Source organism: Streptomyces sp. NPDC050388 (assembly GCF_040655635.1).
GTDB lineage: Bacteria > Actinomycetota > Actinomycetes > Streptomycetales > Streptomycetaceae > Streptomyces.
The window spans coordinates 1-15,277 of sequence record NZ_JBFAKH010000012.1 but is presented as its reverse complement, the minus strand read 5'-3'; the positions used below and the strand labels follow the sequence as shown (position 1 = coordinate 15,277).

At 71.3% G+C, this 15,277-nt stretch carries 13 protein-coding genes and 2 pseudogenes; 6 read left to right on the top strand and 9 right to left on the bottom strand.

Annotation, left to right across the window (positions count from 1 at the left end; genetic code table 11):
• Positions 1–7: 7 nt before the first annotated feature.
• Together AB0I73_RS09175 and AB0I73_RS09170 are read right to left on the bottom strand one after the other, a co-directional pair.
• Positions 8–1,432: a sugar porter family MFS transporter gene (locus AB0I73_RS09175; RefSeq protein WP_363035342.1), complete on the bottom strand. Its 1,425-nt coding sequence runs from the start codon at positions 1,430–1,432 to the stop codon at positions 8–10.
• A 348-nt stretch (positions 1,433–1,780) separates the two neighbouring features.
• A complete protein-coding gene (locus tag AB0I73_RS09170; RefSeq protein WP_363035341.1) occupies positions 1,781–3,082 on the bottom strand; it encodes a DUF1479 domain-containing protein in 1,302 nt (433 codons plus the stop codon).
• 90 nt (positions 3,083–3,172) lie between these two features.
• Between AB0I73_RS09170 and AB0I73_RS09165 the strand changes: the two genes are divergently transcribed.
• On the top strand, positions 3,173–4,315 hold the full coding sequence (locus tag AB0I73_RS09165; protein ID WP_363035339.1) for an ROK family protein: 1,143 nt from the start codon (positions 3,173–3,175) through the stop codon (positions 4,313–4,315).
• A gap of 119 nt (positions 4,316–4,434) precedes the next feature.
• On the top strand, positions 4,435–4,794 hold the full coding sequence (locus AB0I73_RS09160) for a hypothetical protein (protein WP_363035337.1): 360 nt from the start codon (positions 4,435–4,437) through the stop codon (positions 4,792–4,794).
• A 65-nt stretch (positions 4,795–4,859) separates the two neighbouring features.
• Here AB0I73_RS09160 and AB0I73_RS09155 read toward each other — a convergent pair whose 3' ends face one another.
• The gene (locus tag AB0I73_RS09155; protein ID WP_363035335.1) at positions 4,860–6,011 is read right to left on the bottom strand and encodes a serine hydrolase domain-containing protein; all 1,152 of its coding nucleotides are present in this window, start codon (positions 6,009–6,011) and stop codon (positions 4,860–4,862) included.
• Between the two features lie 666 nt (positions 6,012–6,677).
• On the opposite strand from AB0I73_RS09155, the gene AB0I73_RS09150 reads away from it, so the two are divergent.
• Positions 6,678–6,896 carry a hypothetical protein gene (locus tag AB0I73_RS09150; RefSeq protein ID WP_363035333.1) on the top strand — a complete coding sequence of 73 codons (219 nt, stop codon included), beginning with the start codon at positions 6,678–6,680 and terminating at the stop codon, positions 6,894–6,896.
• A 46-nt stretch (positions 6,897–6,942) separates the two neighbouring features.
• Positions 6,943–7,413, top strand: a pseudogene (locus tag AB0I73_RS09145) (DNA-binding protein); the annotation flags it as partial.
• Between the two features lie 167 nt (positions 7,414–7,580).
• Here AB0I73_RS09145 and AB0I73_RS09140 read toward each other — a convergent pair.
• Together AB0I73_RS09140 and AB0I73_RS09135 are read right to left on the bottom strand one after the other, a co-directional pair.
• Positions 7,581–8,294 (bottom strand): alpha/beta fold hydrolase, encoded by a 714-nt coding sequence (locus AB0I73_RS09140; protein ID WP_363035331.1) that lies wholly within the window; start codon positions 8,292–8,294, stop codon positions 7,581–7,583.
• Between the two features lie 201 nt (positions 8,295–8,495).
• A complete protein-coding gene (locus AB0I73_RS09135) occupies positions 8,496–9,248 on the bottom strand; it encodes a hypothetical protein (protein WP_363035329.1) in 753 nt (250 codons plus the stop codon).
• Positions 9,249–9,339: 91 nt separating this feature from the next.
• Between AB0I73_RS09135 and AB0I73_RS09130 the strand changes: the two genes are divergently transcribed.
• The gene (locus tag AB0I73_RS09130) at positions 9,340–10,392 is read left to right on the top strand and encodes an RNA-guided endonuclease TnpB family protein (RefSeq protein ID WP_363035327.1); all 1,053 of its coding nucleotides are present in this window, start codon (positions 9,340–9,342) and stop codon (positions 10,390–10,392) included.
• A gap of 807 nt (positions 10,393–11,199) precedes the next feature.
• On the opposite strand, the gene AB0I73_RS09125 is transcribed toward AB0I73_RS09130, so the two are convergent.
• The 3 genes and pseudogenes from AB0I73_RS09125 to map form a co-directional block, all read right to left on the bottom strand.
• On the bottom strand, positions 11,200–12,117 hold the full coding sequence (locus tag AB0I73_RS09125) for an aminoglycoside phosphotransferase family protein (protein WP_363035325.1): 918 nt from the start codon (positions 12,115–12,117) through the stop codon (positions 11,200–11,202).
• A 345-nt stretch (positions 12,118–12,462) separates the two neighbouring features.
• Positions 12,463–13,059 (bottom strand): annotated as a pseudogene (locus AB0I73_RS09120) (biliverdin-producing heme oxygenase); the annotation flags it as partial.
• 141 nt (positions 13,060–13,200) lie between these two features.
• The gene (gene map, locus AB0I73_RS09115) at positions 13,201–14,058 is read right to left on the bottom strand and encodes a type I methionyl aminopeptidase (RefSeq protein ID WP_363035323.1); all 858 of its coding nucleotides are present in this window, start codon (positions 14,056–14,058) and stop codon (positions 13,201–13,203) included.
• Between the two features lie 60 nt (positions 14,059–14,118).
• On the opposite strand from map, the gene AB0I73_RS09110 reads away from it, so the two are divergent.
• A complete protein-coding gene (locus tag AB0I73_RS09110) occupies positions 14,119–14,358 on the top strand; it encodes a hypothetical protein (protein WP_363035321.1) in 240 nt (79 codons plus the stop codon).
• A gap of 26 nt (positions 14,359–14,384) precedes the next feature.
• On the opposite strand, the gene AB0I73_RS09105 is transcribed toward AB0I73_RS09110, so the two are convergent.
• The gene (locus tag AB0I73_RS09105) at positions 14,385–14,984 is read right to left on the bottom strand and encodes a hypothetical protein (RefSeq protein ID WP_363035319.1); all 600 of its coding nucleotides are present in this window, start codon (positions 14,982–14,984) and stop codon (positions 14,385–14,387) included.
• Positions 14,985–15,277 lie beyond the last annotated feature (293 nt).

Below are 15,277 nucleotides of genomic sequence, written 5' to 3'. Positions count from 1 at the left end.
CCTGCGCTCAGCCCATCTCCTCCAGCGTCCTGCCCTTGGTCTCCGGCACCCACTTGAGGATGAACGGGACCGCCAGCGTGGCGAAGATCGCGTAGATCACGTACGAACCGGACAGGTTCCACTCCGCCATGGTCGGGAACGTCGCGGTGACCAGCCAGTTGGCGACCCACTGCGCGCAGGCGGCGACGCCGAGCGCGGCCGCGCGGATGCGGCCGGGGAACATCTCGCCGAGCAGCACCCAGGCCGCCACGCCCAGCGACATGGCGAAGAAGAGGACGAAGGTGTGGGCGGCGACCAGTGCGACGGCGGCCTGGGTGTCGGGCAGCGAGATGTCGTCGCCCGTTCCGGTCTTGTGGGAGAAGGCCCAGGCGACGGCCGCGAGGGAGACCGCCATGCCGGCGGAACCGATCGCGGCCAGCGGCTTGCGGCCGACCCGGTCGATGAGCACCATCGCGATCACCGTGCCCACGATGTTGATGACCGAGGTGGTGAACGAGTAGAAGAACGAGCTCGACGGGTCGATGCCCACCGACTGCCACAGCGAGGAGCTGTAGTAGAAGATCACGTTGATGCCGACGAACTGCTGGAAGACCGACAGGCCGACGCCGACCCAGACGATCGGCAACAGGCCGAAACGGCCGCGGAGGTCCTTGAACCGCGGTGCCTTGTCGCTGCGCGCGGCCTGCTCGATCTCGGCCACCCGGGCGTCGAGATCCACCTGCGCCCCCTCGAGGGTGCGCAGCACGTCCTTGGCCTCGTCGGTCCTGCCGACCGAGATCAGGTAGCGCGGCGACTCCGGGATGCGCAGCGCCAGCAGACCGTAGACCAGCGCGGGGACGGCCGCGATGCCGAGCATGACCTGCCACGCCTCCAGGCCCAGCAGGCTGCCGCGCTGATCCCCGTCGGCGAGGGAGAGCACCATCCAGTTGACCAGCTGGGAGACGGCGATGCCCAGCACGACGGCGGCCTGCTGGAAGGAGACGAGCCGGCCGCGGTACTCGGTGGGCGCGACCTCGGCGATGTACGTCGGGCCGATCACGGAGGCCATGCCGATGGCCACGCCGCCCACGATGCGCCAGAAGGACAGGTCCCATGCCGTGAACGGCAGCATCGAGCCGATGCTGCTGGCCAGGAAGAGCAGGGCGGCCAGCTGCATCACCCGGAGGCGGCCGAGGCGGTCGGCGAGCCGTCCCGCGAGCATGGCGCCGGCGGCCGCGCCGAGCAGGGCGATGGCGATGACGGCGCCGAGCGTGGCGGCGCCGACGTCGAACCGTCCCCTGATGCCCTCGACGGCACCGTTGATCACGGCGCTGTCGTAGCCGAAGAGGAAGCCGCCCATGGCGGCGGACGCCGCGACGAAGACGACGTGACGCAGCCGGTCCGGCCGGGCCTCGAGGCCCCCGGCGGCAGGTTGTTGTGCTGTGCTCGTCACCTACGGACTCCTGTGGTGATGTGTGTCGCTGCCGTCCGCCTCGGGTGGGGAGCGAGACGCGGGAAGCAAGGACGGGGAGCGCCGCGGCGGGTGCACGCACCGCGGAGGGCGGCGCTCGGTTCGGAAGAGAAGGGGGGCCCGGCTTCCGGACGTGGGAAGCAGGGCGGTCGACCGGTCGGTCGGGGCGCTTGAGCAGGCCCGAGCCCGGACGGCACCCGGCCCGCCCGCCGCCCGGGAAGGACCGGGCTGCGGAGGGTCGGGCGTCGTCCGTCCGTGTCACGTGGAGTCACACCGGGTCGTGCCAGCCGAGAGGTCACGGCGCCGACCCGGTGCGCGGGGGCGGGTCCGTCAGTCGTCGAGGCCCAGGCCGCGTCGGCCCGTCTCGTTGAGCCGGCCGACGTCGAAGCGGTCGGTCCAGGTGCGCTCGTAGTGCTCCTCGGGGAAGTCACTGGGGCTGGAGCCGGTCAGGAACGCCTCGCGGACCTTCGCCGAGTACTCCTCGTTGCGGGGGCACCAGGGGGCGGCGGGGATGTACATGACGTTGCCCCAGCCCTTCTGGTCGGTGATCGGCGCGACGCTGTGGATCATGTCGCAGTGCCACCAGACGGAGTCGCCCGCCTTGACGTCGGGGATGCCGGTGAGGGCCTCCATGAGGAGCGGGTGCCACTTCTCGTCGGCGGGGAAGACCTGGTTGGTGGTCACCCCGCACATGTCGTCGTCCGGGACGTCCGGGAGCAGCGGCCGCAGCATGAGGTACGCCATGGCCTCGGGGATCGGGACGGTGTGCAGGACGCCCTGGTCGTGGTCCATGTCCGACAGGGCGGTCCAGCCCTGGAAGGTGCGGAACGCCGAGCACATGGTGGAGCCGGGGTACTGGGGGCCGGCCGTGCGGTGGGCGGCGTCCCAGGGGTCGTACTCCTCGACGCTGCCGTCGAACAGGTGGCGGAAGGCCTGCTGGTAGGCCTGCGTCATCCACAGGTCGAGGGTGCCGGGGTCGAGGTGGGTGCCGAGCCCGCCCGAGTCGGTGCCCGGGGGACGGCGGCGGATGCGGTCGGGGTACAGCGCGTCGCGGTCCGGGTCGAACCACTGCACGCCCTCGGACTCGTGCTTCCACAGGGAGTTGAGGAAGGACTGGACGTTGGCCATCCGGTCGCTCTGGCGGGCCTCCATCTGGGCCTGCGACCAGTAGATGGGGTAGATCTCCGGCTTGGAGCCGACGCTGCCGAAGAAGTCGTCGCCGGGGCCCCGGTAGTTCTCGAAGAACTCGTTGCGCTCCACGTAGTCCACGATCGAGGCGTCCCAGGCGAGGGCCTGGTCGCGCTCGAAGTGGCCGCGGACGACGAGGCAGCCGCGGCGGCGGAGCTTGTCGAGCTGCTCCGGGGTGACGGTGCCGTTCGCGATGTCCGCGTAGTCGATGACCGGCCACACGGTCTCGCCGCGCTCCTTGTCCGCCTGGATCTCGGCCAGACGGGCGCGGACGCGCTCCTCGACGACGGCGAAGACCTCCTCGACGGTGCGTCCGGAGGCCTCGATGCGGGCGCGCAGCGCGGGCTTGATCTCGCGGATGGCGGCGGCCAGGTCGTCGGGGGTGGTCTCCCAGTGCGGCAGGGCGGGGAGACCGGCCTGCCGCGTCTCGGTTGCCAGCGTCATTGCTCGGCTCCTTTGGTCAGGACTCCTTACTAGACGGCAACCTAACCGCCCGCCCACGTTTGGGCAAGAGTCCTGACTAAAATCCTCGGCATGTCACTGGCCAAGCCGTCACTCGAAATGCTGCGCGCGCTGACCGACGAGAACGTGCTGCGCGCGCTGATGGAGGAAGGGCGCCTGACCCGCGCGGAGATCGCCGCCCGGACCGGGATCTCCAAGCCGACGGTCTCCGACAGCGTGCGGCGGCTGAGCGAGGCCGGTCTGCTCGCCGACACGGGCGAGCGCACCACCGGCCGCGGCCGGGTCGGCACCTACTACTCGCTGGCCGCGGACACCGGGGCGGCCCTGGTGGCGAGCATCAGCCCCGAAGGCGTCGTCGCGGAGACGGTCGACGCCTTCGGCACCGCCACCGCCCGCGCCGAGGTCGGCCTGGGCCGCGCCCCGGGCCCGCACGCGACCGCACAGGCCCTGACCGAAGCGGTCGCGCTGGTCCGGCCCCGGGTGCACGGCCCACTGCGTACGGCCGTGGTCAGCGCGGCCGATCCGGTCGACCGCGTCACCGGACGCCTGGTGCATCTGCCGGACGCCCCGTTCCTGGTGGGGGACCTGGACCCGGCGGCGGTGCTGGCCGGTGCGGTGGACGGGACGGTGCTGGTCGACAACGACATCAACTGGGCCGCCCGCGCCGAGCGCGCCACCGGATGCGCCCTCGGCGTCGACGACTTCGTTTACGTCCACCTCGGCGAGGGACTGGGCTGCGCGGTGGTCACCGACGCGGAAGTCCGCCGCGGACACCACGGGTTGGCCGGCGAGATCGCCCACCTTTTCACCGCCGGCCCCCGGGGCACGGCGCTGCCGCTCATCGAGGTCTTCGCCGAACTCGGCCTGCGCCGCGCCGAGTCCACCGCCATCGACGTCGACGCCCTGCGCGCGGCCGCCCTCGGAGACTCCGCGACGGCGCGGCGGACCCGCGGCGCGCTGGCCCGTGCGGTGGGCGGCGTGCTGGCGGCGGCGGTCGCCCTGGCCGACCCCCGACTGATCGTCCTGGGGGGTACCTGGGGCGCCGAGCCGGGCATCGCCGAGGCGATCCGCGACCACTTCGCCGGACTGCCCCGCAGCGTCCCGGTCGCCGCGGCCCAGGTCCCCGAACCCGAACTCGCCGGCGCCCGCACCCGAGCCGTGGAGGCCCTGCGCACCGCCATCATCACCACCCCCCGCCCGGAACCGTCCGCCTGACCCGAAGCGTCCGGACGTCCAGCGCCCACCCGCGACGCCGCTGGTGCTCCGACCGGCCGAGTTCCCCTGAAACTCGCGATGTTCGACATGGACAGGTCACGCCGGCCTCCCGTAGGTTGGTGACCATCTACGAAGGGGGCGGGGTGAACGGCAATCCCCTGTACCACTGGACAGCGTTGGCAGTGGCCACGGTGCTCGCGGTGCCGTTGTCGGTGGCGATACTGGCAGGGTGGACGCCGCCGTGGATGCGGGAGCGACAGGCCGGGATGCGGCTTCGCGCCTACGGCATGCTGGGTGTCTACGCCTGCATGCTCGCCAATGGCATCCCCCGGATCGCCGACGCCTCCATCGACACGGTCATGACCTGCACGTACGTGGGCATGGGCTTCATGGCCGTCGCTGTAGTCCTGTTCCTGCTCTCGGCCCGCAAGGATTCAGTCGCCCGGAGGGCCGGTTCGGTCGAACCTCGGGAAGGCTGAGGGACACTTCGCCGCACCTGTATGGTGCGGCCCCGGCCCCGGCCCCCCCGGGGGGACGGACAGGTCTAGCGGTTGAAGGCGGGCAGGGCGAACCGTGCGATGAGCGGGAAGCCGTCCTCCCGGGCGCTCTTGGCGTTCACCGAGTACACCACCGTCCGGGACAGGTCACGAGTCGCGGCCAGCACCGTGTGGTAGCCGGGCCGGGACCCCGTCTTGCCCCAGATCTCCGTCCCGTTGTGGACGAAGCGCTCCAACGCCATGCCGTAGGTCGCGCCCTCGGCGTCGGGGACGGTGAGCATCTGGTCCAGAAGCGGCTGCGGCACCACCCGGCCCCGGAACAGGGCCACCAGGAACCGCTCCAGATCGGCGGTGGTGGAGATCATGTTGCCGACCGCCCAGCGGTCGGACATGTTCCACTCCGTCACGTCGGTGGTCCGGCCGCCGATGTCCGTGTAGGCCCGGTGGTGCGGGCCGTGGACACGCGGGTCCGGCCCGACCGGGAAGCTCGTGTGCCGCATGCCCAGCGGACGGAAGATCCGCGCCTCGGCCCGGTGCTCGTAACGGTCGCCCGTCACCTTCTCGATCAGCAGACCGAGCACGGTGTAGTCGATGTTCTGGTACACCTGCCGCTCCCCGGGGTCGAACGCCGGCCCCTTCGCGACCGCGGTGGCCACCACCCGCTCGGGGCTGAGGGTCCGGAACCGGTGGGGGTACATCTCCTCGGTGGTCGACCCGAGGTTCGCGCCGGGCCGCAGGCCGCTGGTGTACGTGAGCAGGTGCCGTACGGTCGGCGGTTCGGTGAAGGAGTCCGGCAGCAGGCCGGGCAGATACCGGGTGACGGGTGCGTCGAGCTCCACCCGCCCCTCCGCGACGAGTTGGAGCACCAGCGCCGCGGTGACCACCTTGGTCGTCGACCCGGCCCGGAACCGCGCGTGCTCCAGAGCCGGTGCCCCGGTCCGCAGGTCCCGCACCCCGGCGACCCCCGTCCAACTGCCCTTGCCTCCCACCCGGACAAGGGCGGCAGAGATGTCCCCGTCGGGGATCCCGGTGAGGGCCTTCTCCAGGGCGGCGACGTCGGGCCCTTCGGAGTTCGGCACCGCCACCGCGGAAGCCGTTCCGACGGGCGGGGCGGCGGTCGCTCCGGCAACGGGACCGAAAACCAGACCGGCTAACAACGCGGAGGAAACGGCGATACGGACATGGCCATGGGCATTCATGAACGGGTGCTCCTGCTTCCCAGAGGGGTGCGCTTCCGACGAACCCCATCCTGGTGATCACGTACGCCGCCGAGATCCTGCATGCAGAGGAGACCAACCCCTCATCTTCCGGGCCCGGTTCTCGGGGTCTCCCCTAAGGCTGGGAGCCTCGTCCCCACCAAGGGACGGCACGGAGGGAAGCGGCACACCCCTCAGGGAGTCCGTGCCCTCAGCACCACTGCGACTGCGCGTGGTCCGCGACGATCTCCGCATGGAGAACGCCCTTGGCCGTGCTCTCCACATCGAGGTGTGCGGTCGTTCCGTCCACCGACTCAGGGAATCCGGTCGGTGGGAGATCGCGGGCTCGGACACCGAACTGAGGCCCCGTGTGCACAAGGTGATGCCGAACTGGGCGCCCGAGAGCGTGAACGGCGACCGCTCCGGCACCACCCCGCGCGTGCTGGGCTCAGGAAGTGCTGGGCGGGACGGTCGGGGACTGTGTCCCGAAGGGGCCCGTCGGGGCCGGCGGGCAGTGGCCTTTGGCCAGCTCAGGAGCGTATTTCGGCCTTTCCCGGCGAGGCTGTCCGGAGCGCGCTCCTTGCCTGCCGGGACGACTCTATGCTTCTACGCGTTTGTAGAAACAGGCCCGGGCGAGGTCCGGGTCGTGCACCCCTGGAGACGACACACATGGCTTCGATCGATCTGGACAAGGTGCTGGACAAGGCGTGGGCGGACAAGAGCCTGCCGGAGATACTCGCCGCCCCGGTGGCAGCGCTGAAGGGAGTCTCCGATCGCGACGGCGAGCTGCTCCAGGAGGCGTTCGGAGTCAAGACCGTCGCGGACCTGGCCGAATTGAAGTACGTCCGGTGGGCGCAGGCACTGGCCGCTCTCGAGGCGGCCAAGTAGCCGGTCGGCGGACAACCGTGGTGCCATTCACCCGCTCGCCGGCCGGATGGCACCACCCGCACGGAACGCACGCACGTCCAAGGAGCGGACGCCACGACGGTGTTCGAGCGACTCCTCGGCTCACGTGGCGTGGACGCCCCCACAGCCGGAGCAGGCGCGAGCACACCGCGTCTACGCGTCCCTGTTGCGCATCGCCGAGCGGCACGCGACCACCGACGAGCAACGCCACCGACAGGTTCATCCCTCGGTCATCGGACCGCACGAGGCCGTCAGACTCGTGTCGTTCCTGCTCAGTGGGGCCGTACAGCTCGACGACGGTGAGCCGGAGGTGGACCACGCCGACATCACTGCTGCATTGAGCCTCGTCCCGCTGGTTCGCGGGGACATGGCCGAACTGGAAACCGGACTCATCCAGATGGCACGCGGCCGCGGCATGACGTGGCAAGAGATCGCCTTTGGCCTCGGGCTCGGCACTCCTCAAGCAGCCAGACAGCGCTACGAACGCCTGGTCGGCCGCGTCACGGCTGCTGAGGAAGGCCAGTGCCTCGGGGGCACCGACGTTCGAAGAGCAAGGCTGCCCCGGTCTGCCGTCGACGGCGCCCACTGCGGCGGTCACGCAGCACGGACGCGCGTCGCGTCTGCCATGGTCCGGCCGACTCCTCATCAGACTGCCGAGATGCGCGCTCATGGCCGGCGAGCAGGGCGGACGTCCTCCTCCGCGGGCAGGAACGTCGCAACCACCTCTGTGAACGCCTCCGGCGCCGCGTGATGGATCAGGTGTCCGACCGGGATGGTGACCATGCGCCCGCCGGGGATGCGGCGGGCCAACTCGGCGATGCCGTCCTGAGGTACATGGCTGCGTGGGCCGCCGGCCACCACGAGGGTCTCGGCGGTGATCCGGCTGAGTCGCTCCAGCCACCCGGGATCGGGCTGGTCGAGCTGCGGCCTGACGGCCGGCACCATCGCCCAGTCGAAGGTCAGGTCGCCGTCCGGCCTGGTCGGGGTATTCGGTTCCCGGGGACGGGGGACCGGCACGTCCTCCAGGACGAGTCGGCTCACCCGCTGCGGATGGTCCTGTGCGAGCAGGTAGGCCACGATCCCGCCCAGGGAATGCCCGATCAGGTCCACGCGGTTCAGTCCCAGCGCATCCAGGAACTGCAGCACATCGGCCCGCATGAGTTCGAGCGAGTAGTCCCCCGGCCAGTCGCTTCGGCCGTGCCCGCGCAGGTCGAGGGCGTACACCCGTCGACTGCGGGCAAAGGCGGGCACCACCTGATCCCAGTCGGTGGCGTCCTCGCCCAGCGCGTGGACCAGGACGAGCGGCGGAGCATCCTGCGGACCCGACACCTGGTAGGCCAGCCGGATCCCTCCCACGTCGACCGAGCGGTGATCAACCATGCCCGGAGGACATGAGGAAGGGCCTGCTGGAGGACCGGCGTTCACCAGCGGCCGAACCAGCACTGCGGCCGGTGTCCCGGATCCTCGACCGCACGGCAGCCCCGATCGTGAACAGCCGACCACGTCGTTGGTTGGAGGGGCCTGCCGGTCACTTCGCACGGCCCGTCTTCGGGCTCTGCGGTGTGCGCTCCGAGAGTTCGATCAGGCGGCCGGGCGCGTCTCCCGTGCCCGCAGCGTGCGTGCGAGCCGGCCGAGCAGTACGGCGTTGAACAGTCCGGACAGGGCCGCACCGGCGGAGAAGACCAACGGACTCAGCCAGGCGAGGGAGGAGGCCCACTCGACGGGGGACGCCACCAGAAGGGCGACGATGCTGAGCGGCGCCGTGGTCATGATCGGCCAGATCCCGGCGAACCCCGGATCCGGCAGCAGGTACGCGGCACCGAGGAAGAACCCCAGCGACGCCGCGACCATGGCGAGATACCCCCGCGCGAGCCAGTTGTCCACCGCGGGAGCCAGCAGGGCCCGCGTCCTGTGCAGACGAGGGGGCACGGGGTGCGCCGTGCCCGTTCCCTCCCGTTCCGGGAGACCCGAGATACGGGGGAAGGGCCTGCGGAAGCCGGTTGATGCGGAGGTCGCGGATCTCCGGAGGAGGGCGCCGAGCACGGCGGCGTTCACGAAGGCGCACAGAAGGAACCATACGGCCCAGAAGCCGATGGCCAGTACCTCGACCACCCCGCTGCCCTCGGTGCCCGGACCGAAGGGCAGGGCCATGGCCAGAAAGGAGAGAGGCGCCGTGAGCAGCAGAAAGCCCAGGGCGAAGCCGCTCTCCGGGAAGAGGAACATGACCAGGAGGGAGAGGGCGAAGACAGTCAGATAGCTCCTGGCGAGCCAGTTGCCCGTGGCGAGTACGAGGAGCCGGTGCGGGAGGCTGCGCGGACGGGAGTCATTCGGCATCGCGGGTTCCTTCAGGTCGGTCCAAGCCGGGTGTTCTCCACGGTGGACCAGGGAGCCCGTGCAGGGATGAGTGCAAGTACTCATCTCTGCAATGGAGTTCGGGGAAACGAGGCCGGGGAAATCTCCCCCGGCCTTTGGTCGAGGTGCCCCCAGCCGCAGACGGCGCGAGGACACGCCCCTGAGGGAGTTCACCAGCCTGGACACGGCGACCTTCGGCGGCCTGAAGGGCAAGCGCCCGCGGATGGGTGCGCCCCGGTACAAGTCGCGGAAGGACACCCGGCAAGCCGTCCGCTTCACCGCGAACGCCCGCTGGTCCGTCACGGCGGGTGGGAAGCTGCGCCTGCCGAAGATCGGCGACCTCACGGTGAGGTGGTCCCGCACGCTGCCGTCGACGCCGTCCACGGTGACGGTGATGAAGGACAGCGCGGGCCGGTACTTCGCGTCCTTCGTCGTGGAGACCGGCCCGCACGAGGTGCTGCCGGAGACGACGCCCGAGCTGGGCATCGACCTCGGCCTCGGGCACTTCGCCGTCCTCTCCGACGGCACGAAGATCGACAGTCCGCGCTTTTTGCGCCGGGCCGAGAAACGGCTGAAGAAGGCGCAGCGCGCCCTCTCCCGCAAGGAAAAGGGCAGCAAGGACCGGGACAAGGCCAGGGTCCGCGTCGCACGGGCGCACGCCCGGGTCGCGGACGCGCGCCGCGAGTTCCACCACCGGCTCTCCACGAAGCTGATCCGCGAGAACCAAGCGATCGCCGTGGAGGACCTGGCGGTGAAGGGACTCGCCCGCACGCGCCTGGCCGAGTCCGTGCACGACGCCGGCTGGTCGGCGTTCGTGGCCATGCTGGAGTGCAAGGCAGCCCGGTACGGGCGCACCTTCGTCCGGATCGGCCGCTTTGAGCCCACCTCGCAGGTGTGCTCGCAGTGCGGCGTGCAGGACGGCCCCAAGCCTCTGCACGTCCGCGTGTGGACGTGCGGGGCGTGCGGGGCGGTCCTGGACCGGGATGTGAACGCGGCGGTCAACGTCGCCAAGGCGGCCGGACTGGCCGTGTCAGCCCGTGGAGCGCAGGTGAGACCGGGACTCGTCCCGGCACCGCGCGGCGAAGCGGGAACCCACCCGACACCGCGGCCTTCAACGGCGCGGTAGGCGGGAATCGCCCCCGTTCACCGGGCGAGGATGTCAAAAGGCCCGGCGCCCTTCCTGCCCCGGCGGGCCGAAGATCCGAATCTCCGGGAGCGTGGGATTCGGACGGTTGAAGATCCGTCACGCCCGGAGTTGAGGCTCCGTCCGGCACTGGGAACTGCTGACGGGATGGCTGATGACGCACCTGCCAGCGTACCTCGCCGAGTATGGAGGTGCGCGCCGGGCCGGTGCCCGTTCTCGTAGGGGCTCCTGTGGGCAACCCCGGTCGTCACGGGCAGGTTCGGCTTCATCCGGTACCCCACCGCGAGGGACGAGGGCGGGCGTCAGATCCGCGTCGGCGGTAACCGGCCCGTCCTCGTCGCCCCGGAGACCGGCGCCTGTCGACCGGTGGAAGGGGCGAACGAGTTCGCGGCGCTCAAGAGGCACATCGCCGGTTCGCAAACCCCGCCGGGCCGCCGACTGTAGGCGGTACCTCCCTGGAAGACGATGGTCGCTGCGGCGCGCCGTGGGCGCGTCCCGCCGGGTGGTGTGAGGGATCTCCGTGGTCCCGACGCTGCGGGGCCGGGGACGGGTGCCTTGCTGAAAACCGTGAGCAGTCGGCGGGCAGGTGTCACTTAAGCGCTCAAACGAGCGGCATCAGGACAGTGGCGGCCGAAGTGTTCACGGTTTTGGGGTGGTGTGTCCTCCCCGGGGCGCGGGCACCTGCCCCGGCATCGCGCACGGACGGGGCCGCATCCGGCCGAGCCACTCCGCACTCCTCGGATCCTCGATCCCCGAGCTTGCCTTTTGCCCTCCTGTCGGAGTGCTTGGTCACTGGTGGGCCGTTGCGGTGAGGCGTTGCAGTGCGGCGTGGGCGGGTGGGCCCCAGGTGGGCTTGCCTCCGGGACGGCCGTGGACGCCGGCGTCCCCGATGTGGATGCCGACGAGGGCGCGCAGCACCGCCCAGCCGCGGGCGCGGCGCAGGGTCGCGGCGTCCGGACTTGGCCGGTAGGCCTGGTGGAAGAGGTCGGCGGCGCCGTCCGGCAGCAGGATCCAGGCGGCGGCCAGGTCGCAGGCCGGGTCGCCGGCGAAGAGGTCGCCGAAGTCGATCACGCCGCAGAAAGTGCCGTACGAGGTCAGGATGTTGGCCGGGTGCAGGTCGCCGTGGAGCCAGAGACGTGGGCCCGCCCAGTCGGGCGCGGCGGCGGCGTCTTCCCAGACGGCGCGGACGGCGTCCGGGTCGCGCACCAGCCCCAGCTCGGTGGCTGAGGCGAGCGATTGCGTGAAGTGTTCGGCGGTGTCGGCCAGCGGGCCACCGCGGTCCCGGCCGGCGGGCGCCCCGTCGGGGGCGGGGCGGTGGAGGGCGGTCAGGAAGCCGGCCAAGGCCACGGCCGCCTCCGCGGGGCGCGTGGCGGGGGCACGGTCGGCGGGCTCGCCCGGCACCCAGGTGGTGACGAGCCAGGGCCGCGGGAACCGCTCGGAGGGCTCACCGAGGCGCTGCGGAACGGGGATCTGCAGCGGAAGGTGCGGGGCGAGGAGGGGCAGCCAGGTGTGTTCCTTGCGCAGCAGCGCGTCCGCGGACTGTGTCGCCCAGGGCAACCGGACGGCGAGGTCGTCGCCGAGCCGCCACACCTGGTTGTCCCAGCCGAGCGCTCCGAGCTTCAGGGGAAGGTCCGCCAAGTCGGGTTGCTGCTCGCGCAGCAGATCCCGGATCAGGTCCTCGGTGATGTCCCTCGCAGCGGCTGTCATGGGGGAAACGGTAGTCGGGAGCGGCCTCGCTCTGATCCTGCGTTCCTTGCCCGGTCGACGTCAGCCCAGGTGCGTGACGAAAGCGCCCAGGCGGCACGGCCGGAGGGGATGACTGGTCCGTTGAGGGCCTTGCTGTCGCGTACGGGGGCCAGGGCGGGGACGGCGTGGGCGATGCTGCATGCGGCACTCGGGGGCTGGGGGATCATCCAAGAGGTTCTGGATGATGCCGAGTTGGTGCTCTCCGAACTGGTGACCAACGCGCTGCGTGTGCCGGTGCCGAGTGATCGGCAGATCGGGGCGCGCATCGCACACTCCACGGGGGAAGGGCCGCTGCGGCTGGAGGCGAATGACGCGCTGCTTCTCCAGGTCGTCCGCGCGGACTCCGTCCAGCAGTTCGCGGTACTCACGCTTGAAGGCGGCGGGGTTCGAGATGCCCTCGAAGACGTAGAAGCGGACGCCGTCGCCCTTCTTCGGGAAGCCCCAGGTGCGTTCCGCCTTGTCGCGGATGATCTGGCCGCCGGAGAGGTCGCCGAGGTAGCGGGTGTGGTGGTGGGCGATGTAGCCGGCCGGTCAGTCCCGGGCGCACTCGGCGACCCGGTCGGCGTAGGCCCGGGTGGCGGGCAGGGCGCTCAGGTTCGAGCGCCAGTCCGGGCCGCGCAGGTGGGCCAGGTCCTGCTCCAGGGAGGGCAGGCGCAGCAGCTCCGGGCGGATGAAGGGGCCGGCCACCGGGTCCGACGCCAGTTGCCGCGCGCCCGACTCCAGTGCCTCGTACACGAACCGCAGCTGTTCGGTGTAGCGGGCGTACGCGTCCATGCCCAGTCGGCCGCCGAGCAGGTCGCTCATGAAGGTCGAGGTCTCCGCCTCCAGGTGCTGCTCGTGGGAGGCGGTGCGGAGGAGGGTCGAGAAAGCCGAGGAGGCCGAGGAGGTCGAGGAGGAGTCCATGAGCCCAGATCTTTTACGGTTAGGCTTACCTAAGTCAATGGCTTGCCGACAGCTCGTCGGCATCCCCCGCCCCGTTGCGGAACGACGGAAGCCCGCCCTCCGAGGAGGGCGGGCTTCGAGGCCGAGGGCTGGTCGGTGGGGCTAGGGCAGGGTCAGGATGTCCGCGCCCGTGTCCGTGACCACCAGGGTGTGCTCGAACTGGGCCGTTCGCCTGCGGTCCTTCGTCACGACCGTCCAGCCGTCGTCCCACATGTCGTACTCGTGGGTCCCCAGGGTCAGCATCGGCTCGATCGTGAACGTCATCCCGGGCTGGATGACCGTCGTCGCGTGCGGGCTGTCGTAGTGCGGGACGATCAGGCCGGAGTGGAACGAGGTGTTGATGCCGTGGCCGGTGAAGTCCCGCACCACGCCGTAGCCGAAACGCTTGGCGTACGACTCGATGACCCGGCCGATGATGTTGATCTGCCGTCCCGGCTTGACCGCCTTGATCGCCCGGTTCAGCGCCTCACGGGTGCGCTCCACCAGCAGCCGGCTCTCCTCGTCCACGTCGCCGACCAGGTACGTCGCGTTGTTGTCGCCGTGCACCCCGCCGATGTACGCCGTCACGTCCAGGTTGACGATGTCGCCGTCGCGCAGCACCGTCGAGTCCGGGATGCCGTGGCAGATCACCTCGTTGACCGAGGAGCACAGCGACTTGGGGAAACCCCGGTAGCCGAGCGTCGACGGGTAGGCGCCGTGGTCGCACATGTACTCGTGCGCCACCCGGTCCAGCTCGTCGGTGGTCACGCCGGGCGCGATGTGCTTGGCGGCCTCCGCCATCGCCCGCGCCGCGATCCGCCCGGCGGTCCGCATCGCCTCGACGGTCTCGGGGGTCTGCACCTCCGGACCGGTGTACGGCGTGGGAGCGGGCTTTCCGACGTACTCGGGGCGACGGATGTTTCCGGGTACGGAACGGGTGGGAGACAGCTCCCCTGGGATGAGCAGCGACTGGCCAGACATGGCGGCGAGTCTAATTGAGCGGCCGCGGGGGACCATCTTCCGTGACGAAAGGAGCCGGTCATGCCCCTGTTCAAGAAGCGGACGGTCGGGAAGCCGGGCGAGTGGTTCTACTGCCTGGAGCACCAGAAGGTCGAGGAGGGCCCGGAGTGTCCCGCCAAGGACCGCTTCGGTCCCTACACCAGCCGCACCGAGGCCGAGCACGCCATGGCGACGGCGCGTGAGCGCGACCTCCAGTGGGAGAACGACCCCAAGTGGCACGACGCCCCCGAGGGCGGCCCCGAGGGCGGTCGCGGGGACTGAGCACGGGCGGGGCGGGAGCGCTCCTGCTACCAGCGGGCCGGGGGCGGGGCCGTCAGGAGGTCCGCCAGCCGGGACAGCCGGTCCCGGAAGCCGCGGCGGCCCCGCGGCGGCAGCGCGTTCTCCCCGGCCGCCGCGCTGACCAGGTGCTGCACGGTGTCCAGGTCCAGCTCGGCGCCCTCGGGGACGGCCAGCGTCTCGTGGGCCAGCGCCGGAAGCTCACCGTCGCCGGCGCCGAGAGAAAGCAGCGTCGCACCGGCCCGGCGGGCGTCGGACACCCGCTCCAGCAGCGGGGCCGTGGGCTCCTCGGGCGCCACCACCAGCAGCGTCTCGCCCCGCCGCGCCGCCTCCAGCCGCCCCAGGCCCACCGCGAGATGCGCGGGATCCGAGGGGCGCGCGCCGTGCCGTACGAGCGTCGGGGCCAGTTCCGGCGTGCCCGACCAGGCTGCCTCGTCCACCAGATGCGCCGCCAGGTGCCACGGCTCGTACTCCGGGGTGCCCACGATCAGCAGCCCGCCCCCGTGCGACACCACCGAGGCCCGCAGCGTCCCCGCGAACCGCCGGGTGGCCCCCAGCCACTCGGTCCCGGCGAGCACTTCGCGCAGCAGCGCGACCCGTACGGCGTCCATGGCGCCGCATCCTGCCCCCGGCCGGGCCGCCGCGTCCCGGGGTTCGCCGCGGATTCACCGGCCCGGGGGAAACGGCGGACGGCGGAGTGACGGGGCTCACTCGGCCGGAAACGGCGCCGCCGCGCACATAGAGTCAGGCCATGACTTCCAGTATCCCCAGCGACAGCGCTCAGCAGCCCGGGAACGCCCCCGCGAAGGCCCCCGCCAAGGACCCCTGGGACCTGCCCGACGTCTCCGGGCTCGTCGTCGGCGTGCTCGGCGGCACCGGACCGCAGGGCAAGGGCCTCGCCCAC

Coding starts and splice junctions, on each gene's coding strand:
- AB0I73_RS09170 (WP_363035341.1), bottom strand. CDS start 3,082: ATGACGCTGGCAACCGAGACGCGGCAGGCCGGTCTCCCCGCCCTGCCG.
- AB0I73_RS09125 (WP_363035325.1), bottom strand. CDS start 12,117: ATGACAGCCGCTGCGAGGGACATCACCGAGGACCTGATCCGGGATCTG.
- AB0I73_RS09165 (WP_363035339.1), top strand. CDS start 3,173: ATGTCACTGGCCAAGCCGTCACTCGAAATGCTGCGCGCGCTGACCGAC.
- AB0I73_RS09140 (WP_363035331.1), bottom strand. CDS start 8,294: ATGGTTGATCACCGCTCGGTCGACGTGGGAGGGATCCGGCTGGCCTAC.
- AB0I73_RS09130 (WP_363035327.1), top strand. CDS start 9,340: ATGGAGTTCGGGGAAACGAGGCCGGGGAAATCTCCCCCGGCCTTTGGT.
- map (WP_363035323.1), bottom strand. CDS start 14,058: ATGTCTGGCCAGTCGCTGCTCATCCCAGGGGAGCTGTCTCCCACCCGT.
- AB0I73_RS09155 (WP_363035335.1), bottom strand. CDS start 6,011: ATGAATGCCCATGGCCATGTCCGTATCGCCGTTTCCTCCGCGTTGTTA.
- AB0I73_RS09110 (WP_363035321.1), top strand. CDS start 14,119: ATGCCCCTGTTCAAGAAGCGGACGGTCGGGAAGCCGGGCGAGTGGTTC.
- AB0I73_RS09150 (WP_363035333.1), top strand. CDS start 6,678: ATGGCTTCGATCGATCTGGACAAGGTGCTGGACAAGGCGTGGGCGGAC.
- AB0I73_RS09105 (WP_363035319.1), bottom strand. CDS start 14,984: ATGGACGCCGTACGGGTCGCGCTGCTGCGCGAAGTGCTCGCCGGGACC.
- AB0I73_RS09135 (WP_363035329.1), bottom strand. CDS start 9,248: ATGCCGAATGACTCCCGTCCGCGCAGCCTCCCGCACCGGCTCCTCGTA.